Genomic DNA, 20638 nt, shown 5'->3' with positions numbered 1-20638 from the left:
CCTCCGCTATTTTCTTTATCGGACAAGTTCGTCTCGCTTTGTAATGAAAAAAACGCAAAGTGAGTTTTCTCACGTTGCGTTTACGTTCCGTTTATTCTGGACTTTCAAAACTGATAAGACCAAGTTTGCCGTTTCGTAAATCCTGTATAATCACATCTGAAACCTTATCGAAATTAATACGCCCTCCACTTTCAAGACAGCCTCTCTTTTTCCCAATCGTTTCAAATGCCGTCATGATATCATCGTAGCCTTCGAAGCCATAACGTTCTTCAAGCATTGATGGATAGTAAGCTTGTAAATAATCCAGAACATAGGCAGCCACATCTTCCGTAGGCAATATTTGATCCTTAATCGTTCCTATTGAAGCAAGGCGATATCCTACTTCTTCTTCTTCAAACTTGGGCCACAAAATACCAGGAGTATCCAGAAGATCAAATTCATTTTTAACTTTAATCCATTGTTGTTTCTTAGTCACCCCAGGTTTATCCCCAGTTTTGGCAATGCTTTTGTTTGCCAGTCGATTAATCAAGGTAGATTTCCCTACGTTAGGTATGCCGAGGATCATAGCTCTGGAAGCCCGAGGTCGGACACCCTTTGCTTTTAATTTTTCGATTTTTTCATTACCTATGCTTTTTCCAAGGTTGATAACGGCTTGTATATCCTGTTTATTGTTTGCTTCAATCGCAATGGAAGGAAAACCATTTTCTTTGAAATGCTCCAACCATTCTTTTGTTACCTTCGGATCCGCCAAATCTTTTTTCATAAGCACCATCATTTTGGGCTTGTCTCCCAATATTCCTTGGAGCATGGGATTCTGCGAGGAAAGTGGAGCACGCGCGTCAACTAGTTCAATAACAAAATCCACTAATTTTAAATTTTCTGATGCTTCCCTCTTCGCTTTAGCCATGTGTCCCGGGTACCATTGTATTGTCACGCTATCACTCCTAATTCATGAATTTGATGCGATTCAAAGGCCAGTATAAAAAGACGGCTTCGCCTACTACCTGCTCTTTAGGAATCGTACCAAGCATTCGACTGTCTGTTGAGTTGTTACGGTTATCACCCAATACTAACAGTTCACCCTCCGGAACTTCTTCATTACTGCCCGGCAATTGATCCATTGAAAAGTCCCTGGTCAATTCTTCTCCTTCTGGCAGTTCCTTTTTAAGCTCCTCTAAATAAGGTTCTTCGAATGCTTCACCATTTATGTATAACTGGTCATTACTGTATCGGACCGTATCTCCCGGAAGACCAATGATTCTTTTAATGTAGTCTTTTCTTTCCGTAGCGTGAAAGACTACTATATCAAATCTCTCAGGGTTCCCCAGAGTATAATTAATCTTACTTACGATTAAATGGTCATCACTATGAAGAGTATTCAGCATGGAAGGCCCTTCCACCACGACTGGAGCCAGTAGAAAAACACGCACAACAACTGCTAAAATAGCTGCTATGGCAAAAGCTTTAATCCACTCTAACCACTGCTTTTTCATCCATCCCCGCTCCCTTAGAAAGATTAGAAAAAAGGAGCTTGGCAAATGCAAGCTCCTTTCTACTAAAATTAGATAATTTCTTTAATACGGGCTGCTTTTCCGCGCAGGTTACGTAGATAGTAAAGACGTGCTTGACGTACTTTACCACGACGAGAACGCTCGATCTTAGCAACTCGTGGAGAATGTACTGGGAATGTACGCTCAACGCCTACGCCGTAAGTAATCTTACGAACGGTAAATGTTTCGCTGATCCCGCCATTCTGACGTTTAATTACAACACCTTCGAATACCTGGATACGCTCACGGCTTCCCTCTACTACCTTCACGTGCACTTTAACCGTGTCACCTGGACGGAAGTTTGGGTGATCCGTACGAAGCTGTTCTTTTGTAATGTCATGAATAAGTTGTTGCATCGTATTTCACTCCTTTTTAACTAATGCTCTTGCCCTCTAGGAGACAGCGGAACATCGTTTTCCACTTAAACCGAACGTTTAAGCACAACGTATAATATACCACACTAGCTGTTAAACTTCAACAATCATCAACGATTTTTCCATTCATTAATCCATTTTTGTTCTTTTTCGGATAGTACTCTGTTCGTTAACAGATCAGGACGTCTTTCATACGTTCTTCTAAGCGATTGATAGTGACGCCATTCATCAATTTTAGCGTGATTTCCTGAAAGTAATACTTCTGGAACCTTTTCACCTCTAAAATCAGCCGGTCGTGTATAGTGAGGGTGTTCGAGTAAACCGTTCGAAAAAGAATCCTCCGGAGCTGACTGTTCATTTCCAAGAACCCCTGGAAGCAAGCGGACTACGGAATCCATTACAACCATTGCTCCAAGTTCTCCCCCGGTCAATACGTAGTCCCCAATAGATATCTCATCCGTTACAAGCTCTTTTCGAATCCGCTCATCATACCCTTCATAATGACCACAAATGAATACCAAATGTTCTTCTTCTGATAATTCTTCCGCCTTTTCTTGTGAAAAAGGTTCACCTTGCGGGCACATTAGAATAACACGCGGTTTATTAGAGACATTGGCTTTAATATGGTTAACTGCATCGAATACTGGCTGGGGAGTCAAAACCAGACCCGCGCCGCCTCCATAAGGATAATCATCGACTTTATTATGCTTGTTAACTGTAAACTCACGAAAATTAACATATTGATAGGAAAAGGCTTCTCGATCCTGTGCCCGTTTCATAATCGACGTATTAAGTACACCTTCGAACATTTCAGGAAACAACGTTAGTATATCAATATGCATCAGTCCAGCAGCCCCTCTATTGGATCAATGATGATTCTTTGTTGGGACGGATCCACTCGTTTGACGACGGGCTCAATATATGGAAGAAGTAGATCGGAATTGTCGTGCCTTTCAACCACCCATACATCATTAGCTCCGGGAGTAAGTATTTCTTTTACTCGTCCTATCTCTTCACCAGATTCGAGATAAACGATGCACCCGATTATTTCACGAAAATAGAACTCGTGCTCCTCAAGGTCTGCCTGCTCCTCTTCAGAGACCATCAACATACCATTCTTATAACCCTCCACATCATTGATGGATGGATGCTCTTCAAAAGCAATCAGGTCATACCCCTTATGAATACGATGGGAACGTACCACAAGAGAAACAGGTTCACTCGTATCATTTACCCAATACAAAAGCTGACCAGGCTGGAAACGTTCATCGAAATCTGTGATCCGATGCACTTTGACCTCACCTTTAATGCCATGTGTATTTATTATTTTCCCTACATTAAACATTTGATTTTCCATGAATTTAATTACCTCGCTCGTATAACTTTTCCATCTTTAATGATGATTTGCTGCTCCGTCACGGCCGTTTTCCAGTCATCGCCTTCTTCTACTGTGAGTATAGCTTCCACTTCATCTATTTCCAATTCACTATGGTCAGGAAGAATGGAAAGCTGCGAAAGCTGGCCGGTAATCCACCGCATTTGCTCTTTCCTACGGCTAATCTCTTTAGAAAAGCGTTTTTCTACTTCTTGTTTTGACATTCCAGGCTTTCGTTCAAGCTTTTTTTGTTCAAAAGCTAATTGGCGGCATTCCTGATCCAATTGACTGGATTGCTTTTCAAAACGCTCTATTAAGAGTTCACGGCTGGTTTCAGTTAAGACTTGCTTCACGGGAATTTTCCGGATGATCTGCATCCACGAACCGCCTTTCTCATTTTTTCTCTGAATGGTAAAAAAGGGAAAGGTTAGCCCTCTCCCTTTTACATGAAAAGAAATATAAGTGTGGGGGACGAAGTCTGACTTCGGCACCATTACACTAGTTCATTCTTACATGATATCCAGATAGATTCTTTTTTCAGAATCGGAACCGGCCGCGTAAACGACCGTACGAATCGCTTTTGCAATCCGCCCGTTTTTTCCGATCACTTTTCCAACGTCATCAGGGTGGACGGAAAGATGGTAAACAATTTTATGCTCCTCTTCCTTCACATCCACTTTCACAGCGTCTGGCTGATCGACAAGCGGAGTAACAATCGTTTCGATCAAGGCTTGCATGATATCACCACTACTTTATTTTTGGTTTTTCTTTTCGTGGAACTGCTTCATGATGCCTTCTTTAGAGAATAAGTTACGTACCGTATCACTTGGCTGAGCACCATTAGACATCCAGTCCATTGCTTTATCAGCATCAAGTTTAACCTCGATTGGGTTAGCTACTGGGTTATATGTGCCGATTTGTTCAATGATACGGCCATCACGTGGAGCACGTGAATCTGCAACTACTACACGGTAAAATGGGTTACGTTTAGATCCCATACGTTTAAGGCGAATTTTTACTGCCATTTTTAACAACCTCCATATTTCTATAAATGTTTCACACAGATAAAGATTTTAGCAGATCTTCAATTGTGTGTAAAGGACTTTTCCATTACATAAAAGGAAAATTCATTCCTTTTCCTTTTTTGCCCTTAGTATTACTCATTTGTTTCATCATTTTCTTCATTTCTTCAAACTGTTTCAATAAGCGGTTAATTTCTGAAACCGATGTACCCGATCCTTTGGCAATCCGTTTTTTCCGGCTCGCGTTCATAACCGATGGGTCCTGGCGTTCTTTTTTGGTCATAGACTGGATTATTGCTTCGACGTGAACGATTTGTTTATCATCAAACGAAGCATTCTTCAGCCCTTTCATTTTGTTAGCGCCTGGAATCATATTTATGATCTCATCAAGCGGCCCCATATTCTTAACCTGTTCCATTTGGTCCAGGAAGTCTTCGAACGTAAACGATGCGGTACGCATTTTCGATTCAAGTTCTTTCGCTTGTTTTTCATCTACTTGAGTCTGTGCTTTCTCAATCAGAGTAAGCATGTCACCCATACCAAGAATCCGTGAAGCCATCCTCTCTGGGTGGAATGGTTCGAGCTGATCCAGCTTTTCTCCCATACCTGCGTACTTAATCGGTTTACCTGTTACAGCTTTAATCGATAGTGCCGCACCGCCGCGGGTATCGCCATCCAGTTTCGTCAGAAGAACTCCTGTAATATCAAGCTGATCATCAAAGCTTTGTGCTACGTTGACTGCATCCTGACCAGTCATGGCATCGACCACCAGGAAAATCTCATCTGGATTTACAGCTTCTTTTATCCGCTGAAGTTCACCCATCAACTCTCCATCAACATGTAGTCGACCGGCTGTATCCACGATTACGTAGTCATGATTTTCTTCCTTCGCTTTTTCAATTGCATTCTTTGCAATGTCAACCGGGTCTGCCTCAGTGCCTTCGGAATGGACTGGCATTGTAAGCTGCTTCCCGATGGTTTCCAGTTGTTGGATAGCTGCTGGACGATAAACGTCGGCAGCTGCCAGTAGCGGTTTTCGATTATGATTTTTACGCAGAACGTTGGCAAGTTTACCGGTTGTGGTCGTTTTACCTGCACCCTGTAGTCCCACCATCATAATCACAGTTGGTGGACGCTTTGCAACGGCAATCTTACTCTCATCACCGCCCATTAGATCGGTCAATTCTTCCTTAACTACTTTAATAACCTGCTGACCTGGTGTCAGACTTTCCATGACCTCTTGCCCAACAGCACGTTCACGTACGCGCTTCACAAAGTCTTTAACTACTTTAAAGTTAACGTCGGCCTCGAGGAGGGCTAGACGAACTTCACGAGTCATCTCTTTTACGTCTTGCTCCTCTACCTTCCCTTTGCCTTTGATTTTCTTAATTGTTTCCTGCAAACGGTCGGATAATCCTTCAAATGCCATCGAAGAGACCCCCCTATTCTAAATCTTGTAGTTGCGCCAGCCAATCCTGGAAACGGGGAGGAAGTTCACTTTGGTTAACTTCACCTTCCATTTCCTTAAGGATCTGCTGCCGCTTGCTGAATTTCTCGTATAATAGCAGCTTTTTTTCGTATTCTTCCAACATTGCTTCTGTTCGGCGAATATTATCGTAAACCGCTTGACGGGAAACGTCGAAGGTTTCTGATATCTCACCTAATGAGTAGTCTTCTAAAAAATATAATTCCATATAGTTTCTTTGTTTCGGAGTCAACAATGATTGATAAAAATCAAACAGATAGTTAACACGTGTCGTTTTTTCAAGCACCCTTGAAGCACTCCTTGTTAAGTGAAATACCTTTACATAAAAATACTAACGGAGTCACTCAGTACCTGTCAAGGTTTAAGCTTGATTTTCTCCTTCTTCCTCATCGAATTCTTCAACCATATCAGCGAATAATCCATACACAAACGCCTGAGCATCAAATGGTTCCAAATCTGTTACTTTTTCACCTAGTCCCACGAGTTTAACAGGGATTGAAAGTTCTTTTCGTATGGCTAAAACAATTCCACCTTTTGCTGTACCGTCCAGTTTAGTAAGAACGATGCCTGAAACGTCGGTTGCTTCCGAGAACGTCTTCGCCTGACTCATAGCATTCTGTCCTGTAGTAGCGTCAAGCACAAGAAGGACTTCATGGGGAGCATTTGGAATTTCACGTTCAATAACGCGTTTAACTTTTGATAGTTCGTTCATCAGGTTTACTTTATTTTGAAGGCGCCCAGCCGTATCACATATTAACACATCAGCATTTCGGGACTTAGCCGATTGGATCCCATCATAAATGACGGCAGCAGGATCACTGCCTGCACTGTGCTTAATTACATTGACTCCTGCCCGCTCTCCCCAGGCGTCCAATTGCTCAATAGCACCTGCTCGAAAGGTATCACCTGCAGCAAGGGTTACTTTCTTGCCTTCAGATTTCAGGCGGTGAGCGAGCTTACCGATGGTAGTCGTCTTGCCCACACCATTCACCCCGACAAATAAGTAAACAGTAGGGCCATCCGGATTTTCATTCAAACCTTCTACCTCTTCAGCCTCATCGTTTCCGTAATAGATTTCTACCAGTTTTTCAGAAATAACTTCTTTTACCTGGCTTGTATCTTTAATATTTCTTCGTTTGACTTCCATTTCCAGTTCATCAATCATTTCCATAACCGTGTTGACCCCAACATCGGCTGAGATCAGGATTTCTTCTAATTCCTCGAAGAAATCTTCATCTACGGTACGGTATTTGGCTACTAAATCATTAATCTTAGTAGAGAATGAGGTCCTGGTTTTCTCTAGTCCTTTTTTAAACTTGGAGGCTACAGAGACGTCATCCATAGGTTCTGCAGGTACGGAAAGTCGATCAAGTTTATCCTCGTAAGTCTCTGTTTCTCCCTCCAGGGATTTCCCTTCAGACTCCAAGGATTCCTTTCGCAGTCTTTCCTCCTCTTCTGCTTTCGAGTAAACTACCTCTCCGCCTTTATAGGCTTCTCCAGTGTAAGGGTTAAATGAATCAGCTTCTTCAAGTGATTCATTTTTGGGTTCGTTCTGGGAAGTACTTTCCTGCTGTTCTTCTTCCCCTTTTACAAATCGATCTTTCAATTTCTTAAAAAAACTCATCAACTCATCCTTTCTACGCTTCTAGTAATTCAGGTGTTTCTTCCAGTCGGACAGATACTAGTTTTGAAACCCCTGATTCCTGCATCGTAACTCCGTATAAAACGTCTGATTCTTCCATAGTACCTTTGCGGTGTGTAATAACGATGAACTGTGTATCTGCGCTGAACTCTTTTAAGAAGCGAGCAAATCGATCTACGTTGGCTTCATCTAATGCCGCTTCTACTTCATCGAGTACACAGAATGGTACAGGACGTACACGCAAGATGGAAAATAAAAGAGCTATGGCAGTAAGGGCACGCTCTCCACCAGAAAGCAAACTTAAATTCTGAAGCTTTTTCCCAGGAGGTTGGGCAACGATATCCACACCCGTTTCGAGCATATTTTCAGGATCTGTTAATTTAAGATCCGCACGTCCCCCTCCAAACAATTCCCGGAAAACTTCTTCAAATTCTGCACGAATCTTTGTGAAAGTATCTTCAAAACGCCGCTGCATTTCTCCGTCCATTTCACCGATAACACTATGAAGAGTCTGTTTAGCTTCCAGCAAGTCCTCCTGCTGTCCCTTTAGAAATTCATACCTTTCCAAAATACGATCATACTCTTCAATTGCTCCAAGATTGACGGTGCCAAGTTCTTCAATTGATCTTTTGATCAGCTTGACATCTGTGGATGCCTGATCAACATCCTCTACAGGAGGGTAGTCATTCTTAGCTTTTTCGAATGTTATAACGTATTCCTCCTGGAGATAATTCAACAGATTTTCAAGTTCTACATCCAGCCGGTTTGCTTTTACTTCTTTTTGCTGAATATCCTGGGTGAAGTTTTGCTGACGTCTTTTTTGTTCCTTCAACAATTGTTCAGCCCTCTGAATTTCCTGTCCATGCTCATTTCTCTCTTTTCTTCTATCCTGAATGAGTGAAGAAGTAGCTTCCTTTCTCTGTTTTGTTTCCTCAATGGAAGCCAGGACTTCTTCTTCCGTCTGGTTAGAATCAAAAACTTCCATTAAACGTTTATGTTCCTCTCGGTTTTCTTTCAGTTCGGCTTTAACGGAAGCTAGTTCCTGGTTGTACCGGTCAGCTTTTTCCTGTTGATTCTGGACAGATGATTCCTGCTCAGCCAGTTGAATCTGGAGCTCTTGTCGTCGGCTCTGTAAATTAGCTTCGTCCACTTTTTGCCGGTCTTTTGCAGCTGTTAAATCATCAATTTCTTTTTGAATATTCTCCAGTTTCTGCGTTAATGCTTTTAGATCTTTATCAAGCTCACTCATTTGATTATCAGCCTGATGCCTGTCTTGATCAAACTGAGCCTGATCCTGATCAAACAGCTGAAGCTGACTATTTAAATGATCCATTTTCACTTGCTGTTCACGCTTATCAGACTGTTTCTCATATTCTTCATTTTTAAGTTCTGCTACTTCCTGGCTGACTCGCTCTATTTCTTGCTGCTGGTTCGTGGTCTCATTCTTTAAATGTTTAACTTTTTGTTCCACTTGTTCAGTTTTGGATTGAAATTCGTGAATATTATCTCTTAGTTCCAACAGCTCTTTTTCCCGAGTAAAAAGCGACTGTCCCGACTTTTTCTGAGCTCCGCCTGACATCGAACCACCAGGGTTCACCACGTCTCCTTCAAGCGTCACAATCCGGTATTTGCGATTTAGGAATTGAGCAATCGAATTGGCGTGCTGTAAGTCTTCGGCGATAACAATATGTCCTAGAAGGTGTTGGATCGCTTTTTTAAAACGGCTGTCATACGTTACGAGGTCAGCGGCGACTCCGACAAAGCCTTCCTGCTCTGGGAGTTTTGAAGCCGCTTGGTTGTGTACGGAACGCGGCTGTATGGAAGTTAAAGGTAAGAACGTGGCACGGCCTTTATTATTATTCTTCAGCCAGTGAATCGCCTTTCTGCCAGCTTGATCATCTTTAACAACAATATGCTGAGCCTGGGCTCCAAGAGCCGTCTCAATAGCTGTTAAATAATCCCCCGGGATGTCGATCAGTTCCAGTACAGCACCTTCAATATTCATAAGCTGCTGGTTTTGTCTTGCTTTTAATACTTCACGAACACCCTGATAATAGCCTGAGAAATCTTCCTTCATATCTTCCAGCATTTCTTTTTTCGATCGCAGCTTTTCTAAGTATTGGTAGCCTTTATATAATTTCTCCTGCCACTCCTGATAGGATTGTTGATTTTCTTCCAGTTCTTCTTGAAGGCCGGCTAGATGTTTTTCCTTCTTCTCGCGCAGATCGGATATATTCTTCAGATTTTCCACAGCTTCAGTTAAGCTGGTTTCGAGGACTTCTCGTTCGTCCCTTAGATCACTGAAGCGTGTCTGTTGATGGCCTTTTTTATAATTGATCTGTGATACCTGCTTTTCGAGAGACTGCTTTTCATTTCTTTTGGCTGCCTGTTCATTCAGAAGATCAATATAATCACTTTTAAGGTCTTCGATCTGATCTTCAATACCTTCTATATCTTCACTAAGCGCCTGGTTCGTCTGCTCAAGATCATCCTTGGTCTGCTTTCGTTGTTTCTTGAACGCATTTAATTGTTTTGTTTCCTTCTTAGCTGTTTTTTGAAGTTCATCCAATTTACTGGAAAGCTCTTCATAATCCTGTTCGACTTTTGTTTTATTCTCTTCAAAGTGCTTATGACGCTCTTTCATAAGTTCTCGTCTGCCTTCGAGATTTTCCAGCTCTTTAGTTAGAACCAGCAGGGTTTCCTGTAGATCCTCAATCGATTCATCAAGAGCCTGCATTGTGTCCCGCTGCTTTACAACAGCAGTTTCTTTTTCTTCTATATGTGACCGCAGTTCTGATTCCTGTTCTTTAACCGTAGCCAATTCTTTAAGGAGTTCCTGCCACTCTCCATGAAGATTTTCTATTTGGGTGATTAATAGGGAAACCTCTATTTGTTTTAAGTCTTCCTTTTTCTCCAAATAGTCCTTAGCCACAGCAGCCTGTTCTTTTAGCGGTTCAAGCTGTCCATCTATTTCATGAATTATATCTTCAACCCGATTTAAGTTCTCCTGAGTTTCTGCGAGTTTATATTCCGCTTTCTTTTTTCTCTGCTTGTACTTCAAAACTCCAGCTGCTTCTTCGAAAATCGAGCGCCGCTCTTCCGCTTTCGAGCTTAAAATTTCTTCCACTTTCCCCTGACTAATAATGGAAAAAGCCTCACGTCCGAGACCTGAGTCCATAAATAAATCGACAATATCTTTTAATCTGCATGTTTGATTATTAATATAAAATTCACTTTCTCCCGAACGAAACACTCGTCTCATCACACTAACTTCCTGATAATCAAGAGGAAGGGTCTGATCAGAATTATCAAGCGTCAAAGTGACTTCAGCCATATTCTGCGCTTTTCGTGTGTCACTGCCTGCGAAAATGATATCTTCCATCTTCGATCCTCTGAGAGATCTGGCTGACTGCTCTCCCAGCACCCAGCGTATAGCATCCGTAATATTACTTTTGCCGCTTCCGTTCGGTCCGACAACTGAGGTGACGCCCGGTACGAAATCGACCGTTACTCTTTCAGCAAATGATTTAAACCCTATGGTATCTAACTGTTTGAGGAACATATTCATCCTCCTGTATATTCGCAATCTTTCACTCAACTAATTTATTTTATCATAAACATCCGCCCTACGGTAGGAAGTGATGACGAGCGATAAGAACTTTAATTTTTCCTTACAGCAAAGGGTTTTAAAAAGCAGAAAAGTATTTTATTATATGTATTAGCCCATACTAGGAGCTTTGAAGGAGGATTTGTCTTGAGTTTAGAAGAACCTACGCGCGAGAATCTTGAATTCATTATTAATGATATGGCCGACCGGTTACAAGTTGTGAACCGCACCATCATGGACCCGGATGATTACGATTTAGAGAAGTATGACGAGATTAAGGAATTACACGATATTGTTCAAATGAAAGGACAGTTAAGTGTGTCAGAGATCCAGACATTTGTTCAAGAATTGGGAAGATTTCGGAAACCTCAATAAAAAGGTTCAATAATAAAAAGGACAGGCCAGAACTTCATCCGAGTTCTAGCCTGTCCTTTTTTCAGGAAAGGGCTCCGTGATTTTCTAATGCTTTTTGGGCAGCCCGCTGCTCTGCCTCTTTCTTTGTTCTGCCGACCCCGATTCCACCAACTTCTCCCTGGATCCGAACATGAGCAATAAATTCTCTGCTGTGGGCAGGTCCTCTTTCTTCTACAATTTCATATTCAATCTTACTGTTTTTATCCCGCTGAATAAATTCCTGTAGCTGACTTTTAAAATCCATCGCATGAGAAAAAGCACCTTTTTTAACCTTAGGGTAAACATACTTCTCTAAGAATGTTACTACCTCTTCAAAGCCTTGATCCAAATACAAAGCACCAATGAAGGCTTCAAATACATCAGCGAGCAAGGCCGGCCGGTTGCGTCCACCTGTTAATTCCTCTCCTTTGCCCAATAAAATAAGCTCATGAAAGTTAAGGTCTTTAGCGAAATCTACAAGAGATGCTTCGCAGACTATAGAAGCGCGGAACTTGGTAAGCTCTCCTTCTGCCATATCAGGATACTCCCGATACAAGTATTGTGAGACACCTAATTCCAAAACAGCATCACCTAAAAATTCCAGACGCTCATTATCCTTGCGCTCCGTTTTACGATGCTCATTCACATAAGATGAATGTGTGAAAGCTTGTTCCAGTAACGAGATATCCTGGAAGTGGATATTGACTCTCTTCTGGAAACTGGAAAAATCATCCATAAATCACCTTGTCCTTTGCTATAAATTTCTCATCAATAGGAAAGGCTGCCTGCTTTTACACAGACAGCATGTTTGAAGGGTTATAGCACACTGTTTATGTAATTCACAGCGTTCCCAACTGTATTGATTTTTTCAGCTTCTTCGTCTGAGATTTCCATATCAAACTCATCTTCAAGCTCCATTACAAGCTCTACTACGTCTAAAGAGTCTGCTTCTAAATCTTCTTTGAAGGAAGCCTCCATTGTTACTTTAGATTCCTCAACGTCTAAACGATCAACGATGATTTGTTTTACTCGATCAAATGTATCTGCCATTGGACTTCACCTCCCTTCAGTCATTATAGTAAATTTTCAAGCGAAAAACCATATCATTTTTACATGACCATTCCGCCATCAACATGCAAGGTCTGGCCCGTCATATAAGCAGCGTCTTCTGAAGCTAGAAAACGGACAACACGAGCAACGTCTGCCGCTTCACCAAGACGGTTCAGAGGGATTAAGGATAACATCTGTTCTCTTTGTTCGAAAGTAAGCGCCTCTGTCATATCTGTAGTAATATAACCCGGAGCAACTGCATTAACCTGAATATTCCTTGAAGCAAGTTCTTTGGCATTTGATTTCGTCATGCCGATCACCCCTGCTTTTGCAGCTACATAGTTAGCCTGCCCAGCATTTCCTGAAACCCCTACGATAGAAGCCACATTGATGATCCGGCCGTACTTTTGTTTCATCATCTGACGCGTTACGCCTTTGGTACAAAGAAACACGCCTTTAAGATTCGTATCAATAACGGAATCGAATTCTTCTTCTTTCATCCTCATAAGTAAGTTGTCTTTCGTAATGCCTGCATTATTAACAAGAATATCAAGGCGGCCGAATTCATCTACGACTGTTTTAATCATGCGTTTAACGTCGTCCTCACTCGTTACATCAGCCTGTATTTTGATAGCTTCTCCACCCTGATCTATAATTTCCTGCACAACTGCTTCTGCTTTATCTTCACTGCCAGCATAGTTAACGGCGACTTTAGCACCTTTAGAGGCGAGTTCCATAGCAATGGCTCGTCCAATTCCACGGGAAGCCCCGGTAACGAGAGCTGCTTGTTCTTGTAACATTAAGACTCCTCCTTATACCATTGGATAAATTGGTCTACTGTTTCAGGATCCTGCACATTAAATGTTTTCATTCTTCGCTTAACCTTTCGTACAAGTCCGCTCAAGACTTTTCCGTTACCGATTTCTACGATGGCATCCACGTCCTCTTCAACAAATGCTTCAAGTATTTGCTGAAAACGGACCGGAGAATATAACTGCTTAACAAGCAGCTTCTCAATTTCATCTGCTTCTGTAACAGGACCTGCTGTAACATTCGCATATACAGGTACAGACGCTTCCGAAATCGAATTCTTCGACAAATGGTCGGCAAAGTCACCGCTTGCGGGTTTCATGAGACGAGAGTGAAAAGGTCCACTCACATTCAAAGGTAGTACACGCTTAGCTCCAGCTTCGGACAGCTGTTCTGATGCCTGAGATACTCCCTCTTTTGTTCCAGAGATTACAATTTGCCCAGGGCAATTAATATTCGCCAGGTCAACAGGCTCATCGTCATTGAACCCTTCCAGAACTTTCTCGATTTCCTCTTGAGACATCCCCAATACAGCCGCCATTGAACCTTTTCCGGTTGGATAAGCTTCTTCCATCAACTTTCCGCGCGTATGCACCAGCTGCACAGCCGCCATGGGGTCAAGGGAACCGGAAGCTACAAGAGCACTATATTCGCCTAGACTATGTCCCGCTGTCATAGAAGGTTTGATACCTTCTTCTTTTAAGACGTGGTTAATAGCTACACTATTCAGCAATAAAGCTGGCTGAGCGTTCTCCGTTTTAGTTAGTTCTTCCTGGGGCCCTTCGAACATAAGTGTAGTCAATGAATAACCGAGTACGTCATCGGCATCATCAAACATTTTTTTCACAGAAGGATAGAAGTCATACATTGCTTTACCCATTCCTACTTCTTGCGATCCCTGTCCTGGAAAAATAAAAGCTGTTTTTTTCACTTTTCTTCCTCCTCTGATTGAATGGTCTTCAGTGTATTCGAGATGGTTTGAGTGACATCAAGTTCGATCATTTCACAAGCCTGGCGGATAGCGTTATAAGCGGCCCGTTCGTTAGAGGAGCCATGCGCTTTAATCACAGGCGCTGCCAGGCCGAACAGCCCTGCCCCTCCATACTCTGAATAATCCAGCTGACCTTTAAGTTTTCTCAGGTCATTTTTGGCTAATCCTGCAGCAATTTTTGTCTTAAGATTGCTCATGAACGTTTTCTTCATCATAGAAAACATGGTCATTGCCGTTCCTTCTATGGTCTTAAGTGCTATATTCCCGGTGAATCCATCCGTTACGACGACATCCGCCGCACCATCCAGAAGGTCACGAGCTTCTACATTTCCAATGAAATTAATTGGGGCCTCTTTCAAAAGCTGGAACGTTTTTTTAGTAAGGTCTGTCCCTTTTCCATCTTCAGTCCCTACATTGAGCAATCCTACACGCGGCTTGGAAATTTTTCGTACGTTTTCTGCATAAATGGAACCAATAACCGCGTATTGCAGAAGGTGCTCAGGCTTTGCATCTACATTGGCACCCACATCAAGCATTAAGAAACCCTGACCGTCCTGGGTAGGTAATGTTGGGCTTAGAGCTGGGCGCTCTACTCCTTCCATTCGTCCCACTACAAAAAGACCGGCGCTCATTAATGCTCCCGTGTTACCTGCAGACACACAACCATCTGCTCTTCCTTCTTTCACTTCCTTAGCCATTAAAACCATGGAAGCATTTTTTTTCCTTCGGACAGCCCTGACAGGCTCATCTTCCGAAGTAATCACTTCTGTTGTATGTATCACTTTAATATTAGACTGTCCTTTTAGAAAAGGGGTAATCTGTTCTTGATCTCCGACTAAAGTGATTTCGACACCTTTAATCGTTTCAGCCGCATGAACAGCCCCTTTCACGATGGCTTCTGGTGCGTGATCCCCGCCCATAGCATCAATAGCTAGTTTCATAAATTGATCCTCCTTCTATTGATTCGAACGGAACATCTCAAATGTGCCCGCAAACACTTCTTCATTTCCAACGTAACTCTGAACGTTCACAATGGTGTGACCCCTGGAATCTTTCCCTTCTACATTGGCTTTTGAAACGACACGCTCACCAAGTTTCACTTGTCTACGAAAATGAATATCCGAGCGAGCGGTTAAAGCAAGTTCATCATTGATTACGGCCACTGCCAATGAATTTGCCTGAGCAAAGAGGTGATGACCTCTTGCTATATTATTTCTGGAAAACACGTGCTCTGGTCTAATATCTAAAATAGAAATGGCTCGTTCATCCAGCTCTAAGTCAACAACTTCACCAATGACTTCTTCAATCGGCAGGGCTTTTACAGTCTCATTCCATTCCTGGGTAGCTACTGATTTAATTCTTTCTCTCAATTCTGGAATAGACATTTCCATGCGGTCCAATCGAATGGTTTGGATGCTGACTCCAAAGCGTCGAGCGAGTTCCTCGTCCGTGGTAAATGGCGAAACCTCAAGCGTCTCCTTCAACTCTTTTTGCCTCATCTTTTTAGACTTCTTCATCGTAATTCCACCGTCCAATTAATCAAAAGCAGTCGCTTTATGACTAGGTACTAATAGTAATATATAATACCAAAATCAATTTCGCAAGGATCATGTATCGACCAATGGCAGCTCAGTTTACCCCTGCTTCAACTTGTAACAATAGAGCAGTCGTATCTAAGTGCACTCTTGTTCCTAAAGGAATACCATAATTGGGTGTACAATGTCCGGAAGGGAATCCTTGCAAGACAGGAAATTTGTAAGGCATGAAGAACTGGCGTAGTACCTTTTGAGTCTCAGCTAGCTCAGAAACCTTGAGGTTGAAATCACCAAGAATAACCCCTTTAACATGAGCGAACTTTCCTGCGAGCTGCAGTTGTAGAAGCATAGCATCAATTCTGTAGGCCGGCTCATTAATTTCTTCAATAAATAGAATTCTGTCATCTGTATTCAGTTCAAACTCGGTGCCCATTGAATCAGCAAGTACAGTCAGATTTCCTCCTACAAGTATCCCCTCTGCTTTACCGTTCTGAATTGAATTAAAAGGAAATTCAGGATAACGGAAAGTTATATTCTTCGGCATAAAAAGTTGACCTAAGGAGAGGATGGTTTCATTATTCAGGGGAGTTCGTCCTAGATCAGAAGCTACCATAGGTCCGTGGAAAGTAACTAAATTACTGTATTTATAGATGGCGGTGTGTAGATAAGTAATATCACTGTACCCCCAAAACACCTTTGGGTTGCAACTGATCATTGAATAATCAAGATAAGGAGCAAGCCGTGCCGTACCATATCCCCCGCGTGCGCAAAACACAGCCTTAATGCAGGGGTCCAGAAACATGCGATGCAAATCCTCTAACCTTGCTTCATCACGAGCAGCTAAATATGAAAAAGTATGGTCCTGATTAAGCACATGGGCGCCTAGTACAGGATCGAGTCCTAAAGAACGTAAAACGTCCAAACCTCTTTTCAGATCCTCTTCTATTGGAGGTCCAGCGGGGGCTATGACTCCTACTCGGTCCCCGTAGTTAAGCCGTTGCGCTTTAACCATTCTACCACCAGCTTTCATCAAGACTTCGAAGCATCTATGATGTTTCATATGAGGAGCGGAAGTAGAATATGTGAGAGAAACTGACTAATCCAGAACTTCACCCATTATTTGTTTATCCTGATAAATAAGATCTCTTAAAGGACGGTAACGACTATCCTTGTCCAGCCGCTCTTCTGTGATGATTTCAGCCGCATCGCGGCGTGCTGTTTCAAGAGCACGGTAGTCATGAACCATATCCGCTACCTTAAATTCCGGCATACCGCTCTGCTTTCTTCCGAAGAAATCACCCGGACCCCTAAGTTTCAAGTCCTGCTCCGAAAGTTCAAATCCATCTGTCGTTTCTGTCATGATTCTCATCCGCTCTTTCCCTACATCACCTTTAGGGTCGGCAAGTAAAATGCAATAACTCTGATCTGACCCGCGCCCTACTCTCCCACGTAACTGGTGAAGCTGGGAAAGACCAAAGCGCTCCGCATCATAAATTACCATCACCGTTGCGTTCGGCACGTTAACTCCAACTTCCACGACTGTAGTTGAGACAAGGACTTTTAATCGGTTTTCAGCAAATTCTTGCATGACTTCCTCTTTTTCTTCATTGTGGAGCCTTCCATGCATCAGTCCCACAGGTATATTGGGCTCATAAACAGAGGAGAGCTGGTTATATAGTTCCACGGCGTTTTGAATATCCAACTGGTCCGATTCTTCAATCAGCGGGCAGATCACATACGCCTGGTGTCCTTGATCAATTTCTTTCTGAATAAACGATAACACCCTATCTGTCATTTCTCCCTTTACCCAGTAAGTTTCTACCGGCTTTCTTCCTGCCGGCATTTCATCAATCACAGACACATCCATGTCCCCAAATGCTGTAATCGCAAGTGTCCTTGGTATTGGGGTCGCCGTCATAAATAGAACATCGGGATAAAGTCCTTTATCTCTCAGTGTTCTCCGCTGACGGACTCCAAAACGATGCTGTTCATCAACAATAACAAAACCCAAATCATGAAACTCGACTTCATCCTGAATCAGTGCGTGGGTCCCAATTAATATATCAATATCCCCTGCCCGAACGGATTCTAAGATCTCACGACGCTTTTTTCCTTTAATCGATCCGGTTAGGAGAGCGACAGTAGCACGACCTTCAAACATTTCCATAAGCGACTGAAAATGCTGCTCCGCAAGGATTTCCGTCGGAACCATAAGCGCTCCCTGTTTCCCTGCGGTAATTGAGGCATAAAGAGCAATGGCAGCCACTGCCGTTTTACCAGATCCTACATCACCCTGAAGGAGACGATTCATTCGGTGAGGATTTTTCATGTCTTTCAGAATTTCCGCAAGAGAACGCTTCTGCGCCTGAGTCAATTCAAATGGAAGGGCCTGAACAAAAGAGGTTAGTTTACCATTGTCATAAGACTGGGCGTTCCCTGTAGTTGACTCCCGATGATGTTTTCTCAACAACTGCATTTTAAGCTGAAAAATGAGAAACTCCTCATATATGAACCTGCGCTTGGCGTGCTTTAACATGATTCTATTATCAGGGTAATGCATCTGCCGAATAGCTTGCGGGCGTTCGGGCAACTTGTACGCCCGCTGTAGTTCCTCAGGCAGAATTTCAGGTATCTCATGTTCATAGGCATCAATTGAAGCCTTAATGTACTTTCGAAGAGTAGTAAGGGGTACTCCTTCTTTTAAAGTATAGACAGGCTGAATCGGGGCCTGACTTTTGGATTCACCTTTCTTAAACTGGCTGACAGTGATCTGCAGCCTCTGTTGATCCCACTTCCCTGTAACCGTCACTGTATCTCCTGCATGAAGCTGTTTTTTCGCAAAAGCCCGGTTGAACATAACAGCTTTTACAGCAAACTGCTCCACTTGGAGTGTAAACGTTAATCGGGATTTTTTCCGGCCAAAAAAGCTAAGGGAAGGTTCAGAAACAACCTCCCCTTCGATCGTAGCTTTTTCATTATGGGTCAATTCAGTTAATGGTTTGACTTCATAAGAATCGTACCGAAACGGGAAATAAAACAGAAGATCCTCTATCGTAAAAAGACCAAGTTCATTCAACTGTGATTCCAGTTTCTCTCCAATTCCTTTTAATTCACTAATCGATTGGGTTAACACACTATTCACTCTTTCTTCAACGAAATTCCATATACTTTTGCTTCTAATTCTCTTCCCGTAGGAGTGGCAGCAAGGCCGCCTTGAGCAGTTTCACGAAAAGCTGAAGGCATACGCTGACCAACTTTATACATCGCATCGATTACTTCATCGCAAGGAATACGACTGGTCACTCCTGCCAGGGCCATGTCTGCTGCCACAACGGCATTTGAAGCTCCCATAGCATTTCTTTTCACACAAGGAACCTCCACCAGACCCGCAACGGGATCACATATTAAACCTAGCATATTCTTCAGGGTAATGGCCATCGCTTCTGCTGACTGAGAAGGCGTCCCTCCTGCCATTTCCACAATAGCAGCAGCCGCCATTCCCGCTGCTGAGCCTACTTCAGCCTGACAGCCTCCGGCAGCTCCAGATATCGATGCATTGTTCGCGACTACAAAACCAAAGGCACCCGAAGTAAACAGGTAACGTACCATTTGGTCCCGTGTTGGGTTCAGCTGGTTTTTCACAGCAAATAAAGTGCCCGGGACACACCCCGCGCTCCCTGCCGTGGGGGTGGCACAAATGGTCCCCATCGCTGCATTAACTTCATTGGTAGCCACTGCTTTACTAACGGCATCCATAAGTAAATTACCCGAGAGAGGTGTATGATTTTTCATGTAATTCTGGATAAGAACAGCGTCTCCACCAGTCAGTCCACTGTGGGATTTTACCCCTTTCAAACCATCTTCGATCGCTTTTTCCATAACCTCCAGGTTTTTTTCCATATGTTGATAAACTTCTTCTCTCGTTAACTCTTTAACTTCCATCTCCTGTCTGATCATAACTTCTGAGATTTGTATATTTTCACTTTCAGCTAGCTCAACTAGCTCGGCAACATTTCGAAACATAGATAAACCCTCCCTGAATAAATGTTAGTCGGATATTTTCGCCACCTGGGTAATGTGATCGGCACGTTCAAGCTCACTTAAGACGGAATCATCAATATTCTGATCCACTTCTATGACCATAAGTGCCTGTTCGCCCTGAGCTTTTCTCGAGACTTCCATACGTCCGATATTAATTTCATGTTTAGCTAAAATGGCTGTAGAGGATGCAATGGCACCATATCGATCATTGTGAATTAGAAGGATAGCAGGATGACTCCCGGATAACCGTAATTCAAATCCATTCAGTTCGGTAATTTCCGCTTTACCCCCGCCAATTGAGATTCCGACAAGCTCAAGTTCACCGTCGTCATCACCTATTTTTAGACGTGCCGTATTCGGATGGTCCGTATGTGCTTCTTCTTCATAAAAACGCACCTTCATGCCATTTTTTCGAGCTGTTTTTAAAGCATCCCGAATTCGTTCGTCATATGTGTCATAATCCAACAATCCGCCAATTATGGCCACATCCGTTCCGTGACCTTTATAGGTTTTTGCAAATGAACCATACAAGTGGACATTCGCATACTTTGGCTCTCTGCCAAATAGATGACGGGCGGCTCTTCCAATCCGAGCTGCTCCAGCCGTATGTGAACTGGACGGTCCAATCATAACCGGACCGATAATATCGAATACTGATCTATATTTCATTTCTTTCACCATCCCTATTTTCTCTCTTGGTTTCCAATAAGAAAACGCTTACTTTCGCAATTTGATCCTACTATATTTTATCACAATCCTAAT

23 protein-coding genes are annotated in these 20638 nt (G+C 42.8%); 1 reads left to right on the top strand and 22 read right to left on the bottom strand.

Going from position 1 to position 20638, the window contains the following annotated elements; genetic code table 11:
- Positions 1-91: 91 nt before the first annotated feature.
- From ylqF to smc, 12 genes are all read right to left on the bottom strand, one after another.
- Entirely contained in the window at positions 92-934 is an 843-nt protein-coding gene (ylqF, locus tag HBHAL_RS09880) for a ribosome biogenesis GTPase YlqF (protein ID WP_014643256.1), read from the bottom strand.
- Positions 935-944: 10 nt separating this feature from the next.
- Positions 945-1493 (bottom strand): signal peptidase I, encoded by a 549-nt coding sequence (gene lepB, locus HBHAL_RS09875; protein WP_014643255.1) that lies wholly within the window; start codon positions 1491-1493, stop codon positions 945-947.
- A gap of 68 nt (positions 1494-1561) precedes the next feature.
- The gene (rplS, locus tag HBHAL_RS09870) at positions 1562-1906 is read right to left on the bottom strand and encodes a 50S ribosomal protein L19 (protein ID WP_014643254.1); all 345 of its coding nucleotides are present in this window, start codon (positions 1904-1906) and stop codon (positions 1562-1564) included.
- Between the two features lie 128 nt (positions 1907-2034).
- Complete coding sequence (gene trmD, locus HBHAL_RS09865; protein ID WP_014643253.1) at positions 2035-2766, bottom strand: tRNA (guanosine(37)-N1)-methyltransferase TrmD; 732 nt, start codon at positions 2764-2766, stop codon at positions 2035-2037.
- A complete protein-coding gene (gene rimM / locus HBHAL_RS09860) occupies positions 2766-3281 on the bottom strand; it encodes a ribosome maturation factor RimM (RefSeq protein ID WP_014643252.1) in 516 nt (171 codons plus the stop codon). The genes trmD and rimM overlap by 1 nt, the downstream gene beginning before the upstream one ends.
- An 8-nt stretch (positions 3282-3289) precedes the next feature.
- On the bottom strand, positions 3290-3676 hold the full coding sequence (locus HBHAL_RS09855) for a YlqD family protein (protein WP_041601646.1): 387 nt from the start codon (positions 3674-3676) through the stop codon (positions 3290-3292).
- 132 nt (positions 3677-3808) lie between these two features.
- A complete protein-coding gene (locus HBHAL_RS09850) occupies positions 3809-4036 on the bottom strand; it encodes a KH domain-containing protein (RefSeq protein WP_014643250.1) in 228 nt (75 codons plus the stop codon).
- Between the two features lie 15 nt (positions 4037-4051).
- Positions 4052-4324 (bottom strand): 30S ribosomal protein S16, encoded by a 273-nt coding sequence (rpsP, locus tag HBHAL_RS09845; RefSeq protein ID WP_014643249.1) that lies wholly within the window; start codon positions 4322-4324, stop codon positions 4052-4054.
- Positions 4325-4409: 85 nt separating this feature from the next.
- Positions 4410-5750, bottom strand: a complete 1341-nt coding sequence (gene ffh, locus HBHAL_RS09840) for a signal recognition particle protein (RefSeq protein ID WP_014643248.1) — start codon at positions 5748-5750, stop codon at positions 4410-4412.
- 13 nt (positions 5751-5763) lie between these two features.
- Complete coding sequence (locus HBHAL_RS09835; RefSeq protein ID WP_014643247.1) at positions 5764-6093, bottom strand: putative DNA-binding protein; 330 nt, start codon at positions 6091-6093, stop codon at positions 5764-5766.
- A 75-nt stretch (positions 6094-6168) separates the two neighbouring features.
- The gene (gene ftsY, locus HBHAL_RS09830; RefSeq protein ID WP_014643246.1) at positions 6169-7431 is read right to left on the bottom strand and encodes a signal recognition particle-docking protein FtsY; all 1263 of its coding nucleotides are present in this window, start codon (positions 7429-7431) and stop codon (positions 6169-6171) included.
- A gap of 13 nt (positions 7432-7444) precedes the next feature.
- Positions 7445-11011 (bottom strand): chromosome segregation protein SMC, encoded by a 3567-nt coding sequence (smc, locus tag HBHAL_RS09825; RefSeq protein WP_014643245.1) that lies wholly within the window; start codon positions 11009-11011, stop codon positions 7445-7447.
- 192 nt (positions 11012-11203) lie between these two features.
- Between smc and HBHAL_RS09820 the strand changes: the two genes are divergently transcribed.
- Positions 11204-11431 carry a DUF1128 domain-containing protein gene (locus HBHAL_RS09820; RefSeq protein WP_014643244.1) on the top strand — a complete coding sequence of 76 codons (228 nt, stop codon included), beginning with the start codon at positions 11204-11206 and terminating at the stop codon, positions 11429-11431.
- Positions 11432-11492: 61 nt separating this feature from the next.
- Here the strand turns inward: HBHAL_RS09820 and rnc are convergent, their stop codons facing one another.
- From rnc to sdaAB, 10 genes are all read right to left on the bottom strand, one after another.
- The gene (rnc, locus tag HBHAL_RS09815) at positions 11493-12185 is read right to left on the bottom strand and encodes a ribonuclease III (protein WP_014643243.1); all 693 of its coding nucleotides are present in this window, start codon (positions 12183-12185) and stop codon (positions 11493-11495) included.
- A gap of 80 nt (positions 12186-12265) precedes the next feature.
- Positions 12266-12499 carry an acyl carrier protein gene (gene acpP, locus HBHAL_RS09810; RefSeq protein WP_014643242.1) on the bottom strand — a complete coding sequence of 78 codons (234 nt, stop codon included), beginning with the start codon at positions 12497-12499 and terminating at the stop codon, positions 12266-12268.
- A gap of 59 nt (positions 12500-12558) precedes the next feature.
- Positions 12559-13299, bottom strand: coding sequence for a 3-oxoacyl-[acyl-carrier-protein] reductase (fabG, locus tag HBHAL_RS09805; protein ID WP_014643241.1), 741 nt, complete (start codon positions 13297-13299; stop codon positions 12559-12561).
- Entirely contained in the window at positions 13299-14240 is a 942-nt protein-coding gene (gene fabD, locus HBHAL_RS09800) for an ACP S-malonyltransferase (protein ID WP_014643240.1), read from the bottom strand. The genes fabG and fabD overlap by 1 nt, the downstream gene beginning before the upstream one ends.
- Positions 14237-15241, bottom strand: coding sequence for a phosphate acyltransferase PlsX (plsX, locus tag HBHAL_RS09795; RefSeq protein WP_014643239.1), 1005 nt, complete (start codon positions 15239-15241; stop codon positions 14237-14239). The genes fabD and plsX overlap by 4 nt, the downstream gene beginning before the upstream one ends.
- A gap of 15 nt (positions 15242-15256) precedes the next feature.
- Positions 15257-15817 (bottom strand): transcription factor FapR, encoded by a 561-nt coding sequence (gene fapR, locus HBHAL_RS09790; RefSeq protein ID WP_014643238.1) that lies wholly within the window; start codon positions 15815-15817, stop codon positions 15257-15259.
- Between the two features lie 112 nt (positions 15818-15929).
- Complete coding sequence (locus HBHAL_RS09785; protein WP_014643237.1) at positions 15930-16847, bottom strand: S66 peptidase family protein; 918 nt, start codon at positions 16845-16847, stop codon at positions 15930-15932.
- A gap of 84 nt (positions 16848-16931) precedes the next feature.
- On the bottom strand, positions 16932-18968 hold the full coding sequence (gene recG / locus HBHAL_RS09780) for an ATP-dependent DNA helicase RecG (RefSeq protein WP_014643236.1): 2037 nt from the start codon (positions 18966-18968) through the stop codon (positions 16932-16934).
- Between the two features lie 5 nt (positions 18969-18973).
- Positions 18974-19858, bottom strand: coding sequence for an L-serine ammonia-lyase, iron-sulfur-dependent, subunit alpha (gene sdaAA / locus HBHAL_RS09775; RefSeq protein ID WP_014643235.1), 885 nt, complete (start codon positions 19856-19858; stop codon positions 18974-18976).
- A 24-nt stretch (positions 19859-19882) separates the two neighbouring features.
- Positions 19883-20545 (bottom strand): L-serine ammonia-lyase, iron-sulfur-dependent subunit beta, encoded by a 663-nt coding sequence (gene sdaAB, locus HBHAL_RS09770; protein WP_014643234.1) that lies wholly within the window; start codon positions 20543-20545, stop codon positions 19883-19885.
- Positions 20546-20638: the final 93 nt, after the last annotated feature.

The sequence above is a fragment of the Halobacillus halophilus DSM 2266 genome, assembly GCF_000284515.1.
In the GTDB taxonomy this organism is placed as follows: domain Bacteria; phylum Bacillota; class Bacilli; order Bacillales; family Halobacillaceae; genus Halobacillus; species Halobacillus halophilus.
This window is presented reverse-complemented; position numbering and strand designations above follow the sequence as displayed.

What these genes read in the sequence shown, in the direction of transcription:
- lepB (WP_014643255.1), bottom strand. Translation starts at nt 1,493, where the DNA reads ATGAAAAAGCAGTGGTTAGAGTGGATTAAAGCTTTTGCCATAGCAGCT.
- rplS (WP_014643254.1), bottom strand. Translation starts at nt 1,906, where the DNA reads ATGCAACAACTTATTCATGACATTACAAAAGAACAGCTTCGTACGGAT.
- trmD (WP_014643253.1), bottom strand. Translation starts at nt 2,766, where the DNA reads ATGCATATTGATATACTAACGTTGTTTCCTGAAATGTTCGAAGGTGTA.
- rimM (WP_014643252.1), bottom strand. Translation starts at nt 3,281, where the DNA reads ATGGAAAATCAAATGTTTAATGTAGGGAAAATAATAAATACACATGGC.
- HBHAL_RS09855 (WP_041601646.1), bottom strand. Translation starts at nt 3,676, where the DNA reads ATGCAGATCATCCGGAAAATTCCCGTGAAGCAAGTCTTAACTGAAACC.
- HBHAL_RS09850 (WP_014643250.1), bottom strand. Translation starts at nt 4,036, where the DNA reads ATGCAAGCCTTGATCGAAACGATTGTTACTCCGCTTGTCGATCAGCCA.
- rpsP (WP_014643249.1), bottom strand. Translation starts at nt 4,324, where the DNA reads ATGGCAGTAAAAATTCGCCTTAAACGTATGGGATCTAAACGTAACCCA.
- ffh (WP_014643248.1), bottom strand. Translation starts at nt 5,750, where the DNA reads ATGGCATTTGAAGGATTATCCGACCGTTTGCAGGAAACAATTAAGAAA.
- ftsY (WP_014643246.1), bottom strand. Translation starts at nt 7,431, where the DNA reads ATGAGTTTTTTTAAGAAATTGAAAGATCGATTTGTAAAAGGGGAAGAA.
- smc (WP_014643245.1), bottom strand. Translation starts at nt 11,011, where the DNA reads ATGTTCCTCAAACAGTTAGATACCATAGGGTTTAAATCATTTGCTGAA.
- rnc (WP_014643243.1), bottom strand. Translation starts at nt 12,185, where the DNA reads ATGGATGATTTTTCCAGTTTCCAGAAGAGAGTCAATATCCACTTCCAG.
- acpP (WP_014643242.1), bottom strand. Translation starts at nt 12,499, where the DNA reads ATGGCAGATACATTTGATCGAGTAAAACAAATCATCGTTGATCGTTTA.
- fabG (WP_014643241.1), bottom strand. Translation starts at nt 13,299, where the DNA reads ATGTTACAAGAACAAGCAGCTCTCGTTACCGGGGCTTCCCGTGGAATT.
- plsX (WP_014643239.1), bottom strand. Translation starts at nt 15,241, where the DNA reads ATGAAACTAGCTATTGATGCTATGGGCGGGGATCACGCACCAGAAGCC.
- fapR (WP_014643238.1), bottom strand. Translation starts at nt 15,817, where the DNA reads ATGAAGAAGTCTAAAAAGATGAGGCAAAAAGAGTTGAAGGAGACGCTT.
- HBHAL_RS09785 (WP_014643237.1), bottom strand. Translation starts at nt 16,847, where the DNA reads ATGGTTAAAGCGCAACGGCTTAACTACGGGGACCGAGTAGGAGTCATA.
- sdaAA (WP_014643235.1), bottom strand. Translation starts at nt 19,858, where the DNA reads ATGTTTCGAAATGTTGCCGAGCTAGTTGAGCTAGCTGAAAGTGAAAAT.
- sdaAB (WP_014643234.1), bottom strand. Translation starts at nt 20,545, where the DNA reads ATGAAATATAGATCAGTATTCGATATTATCGGTCCGGTTATGATTGGA.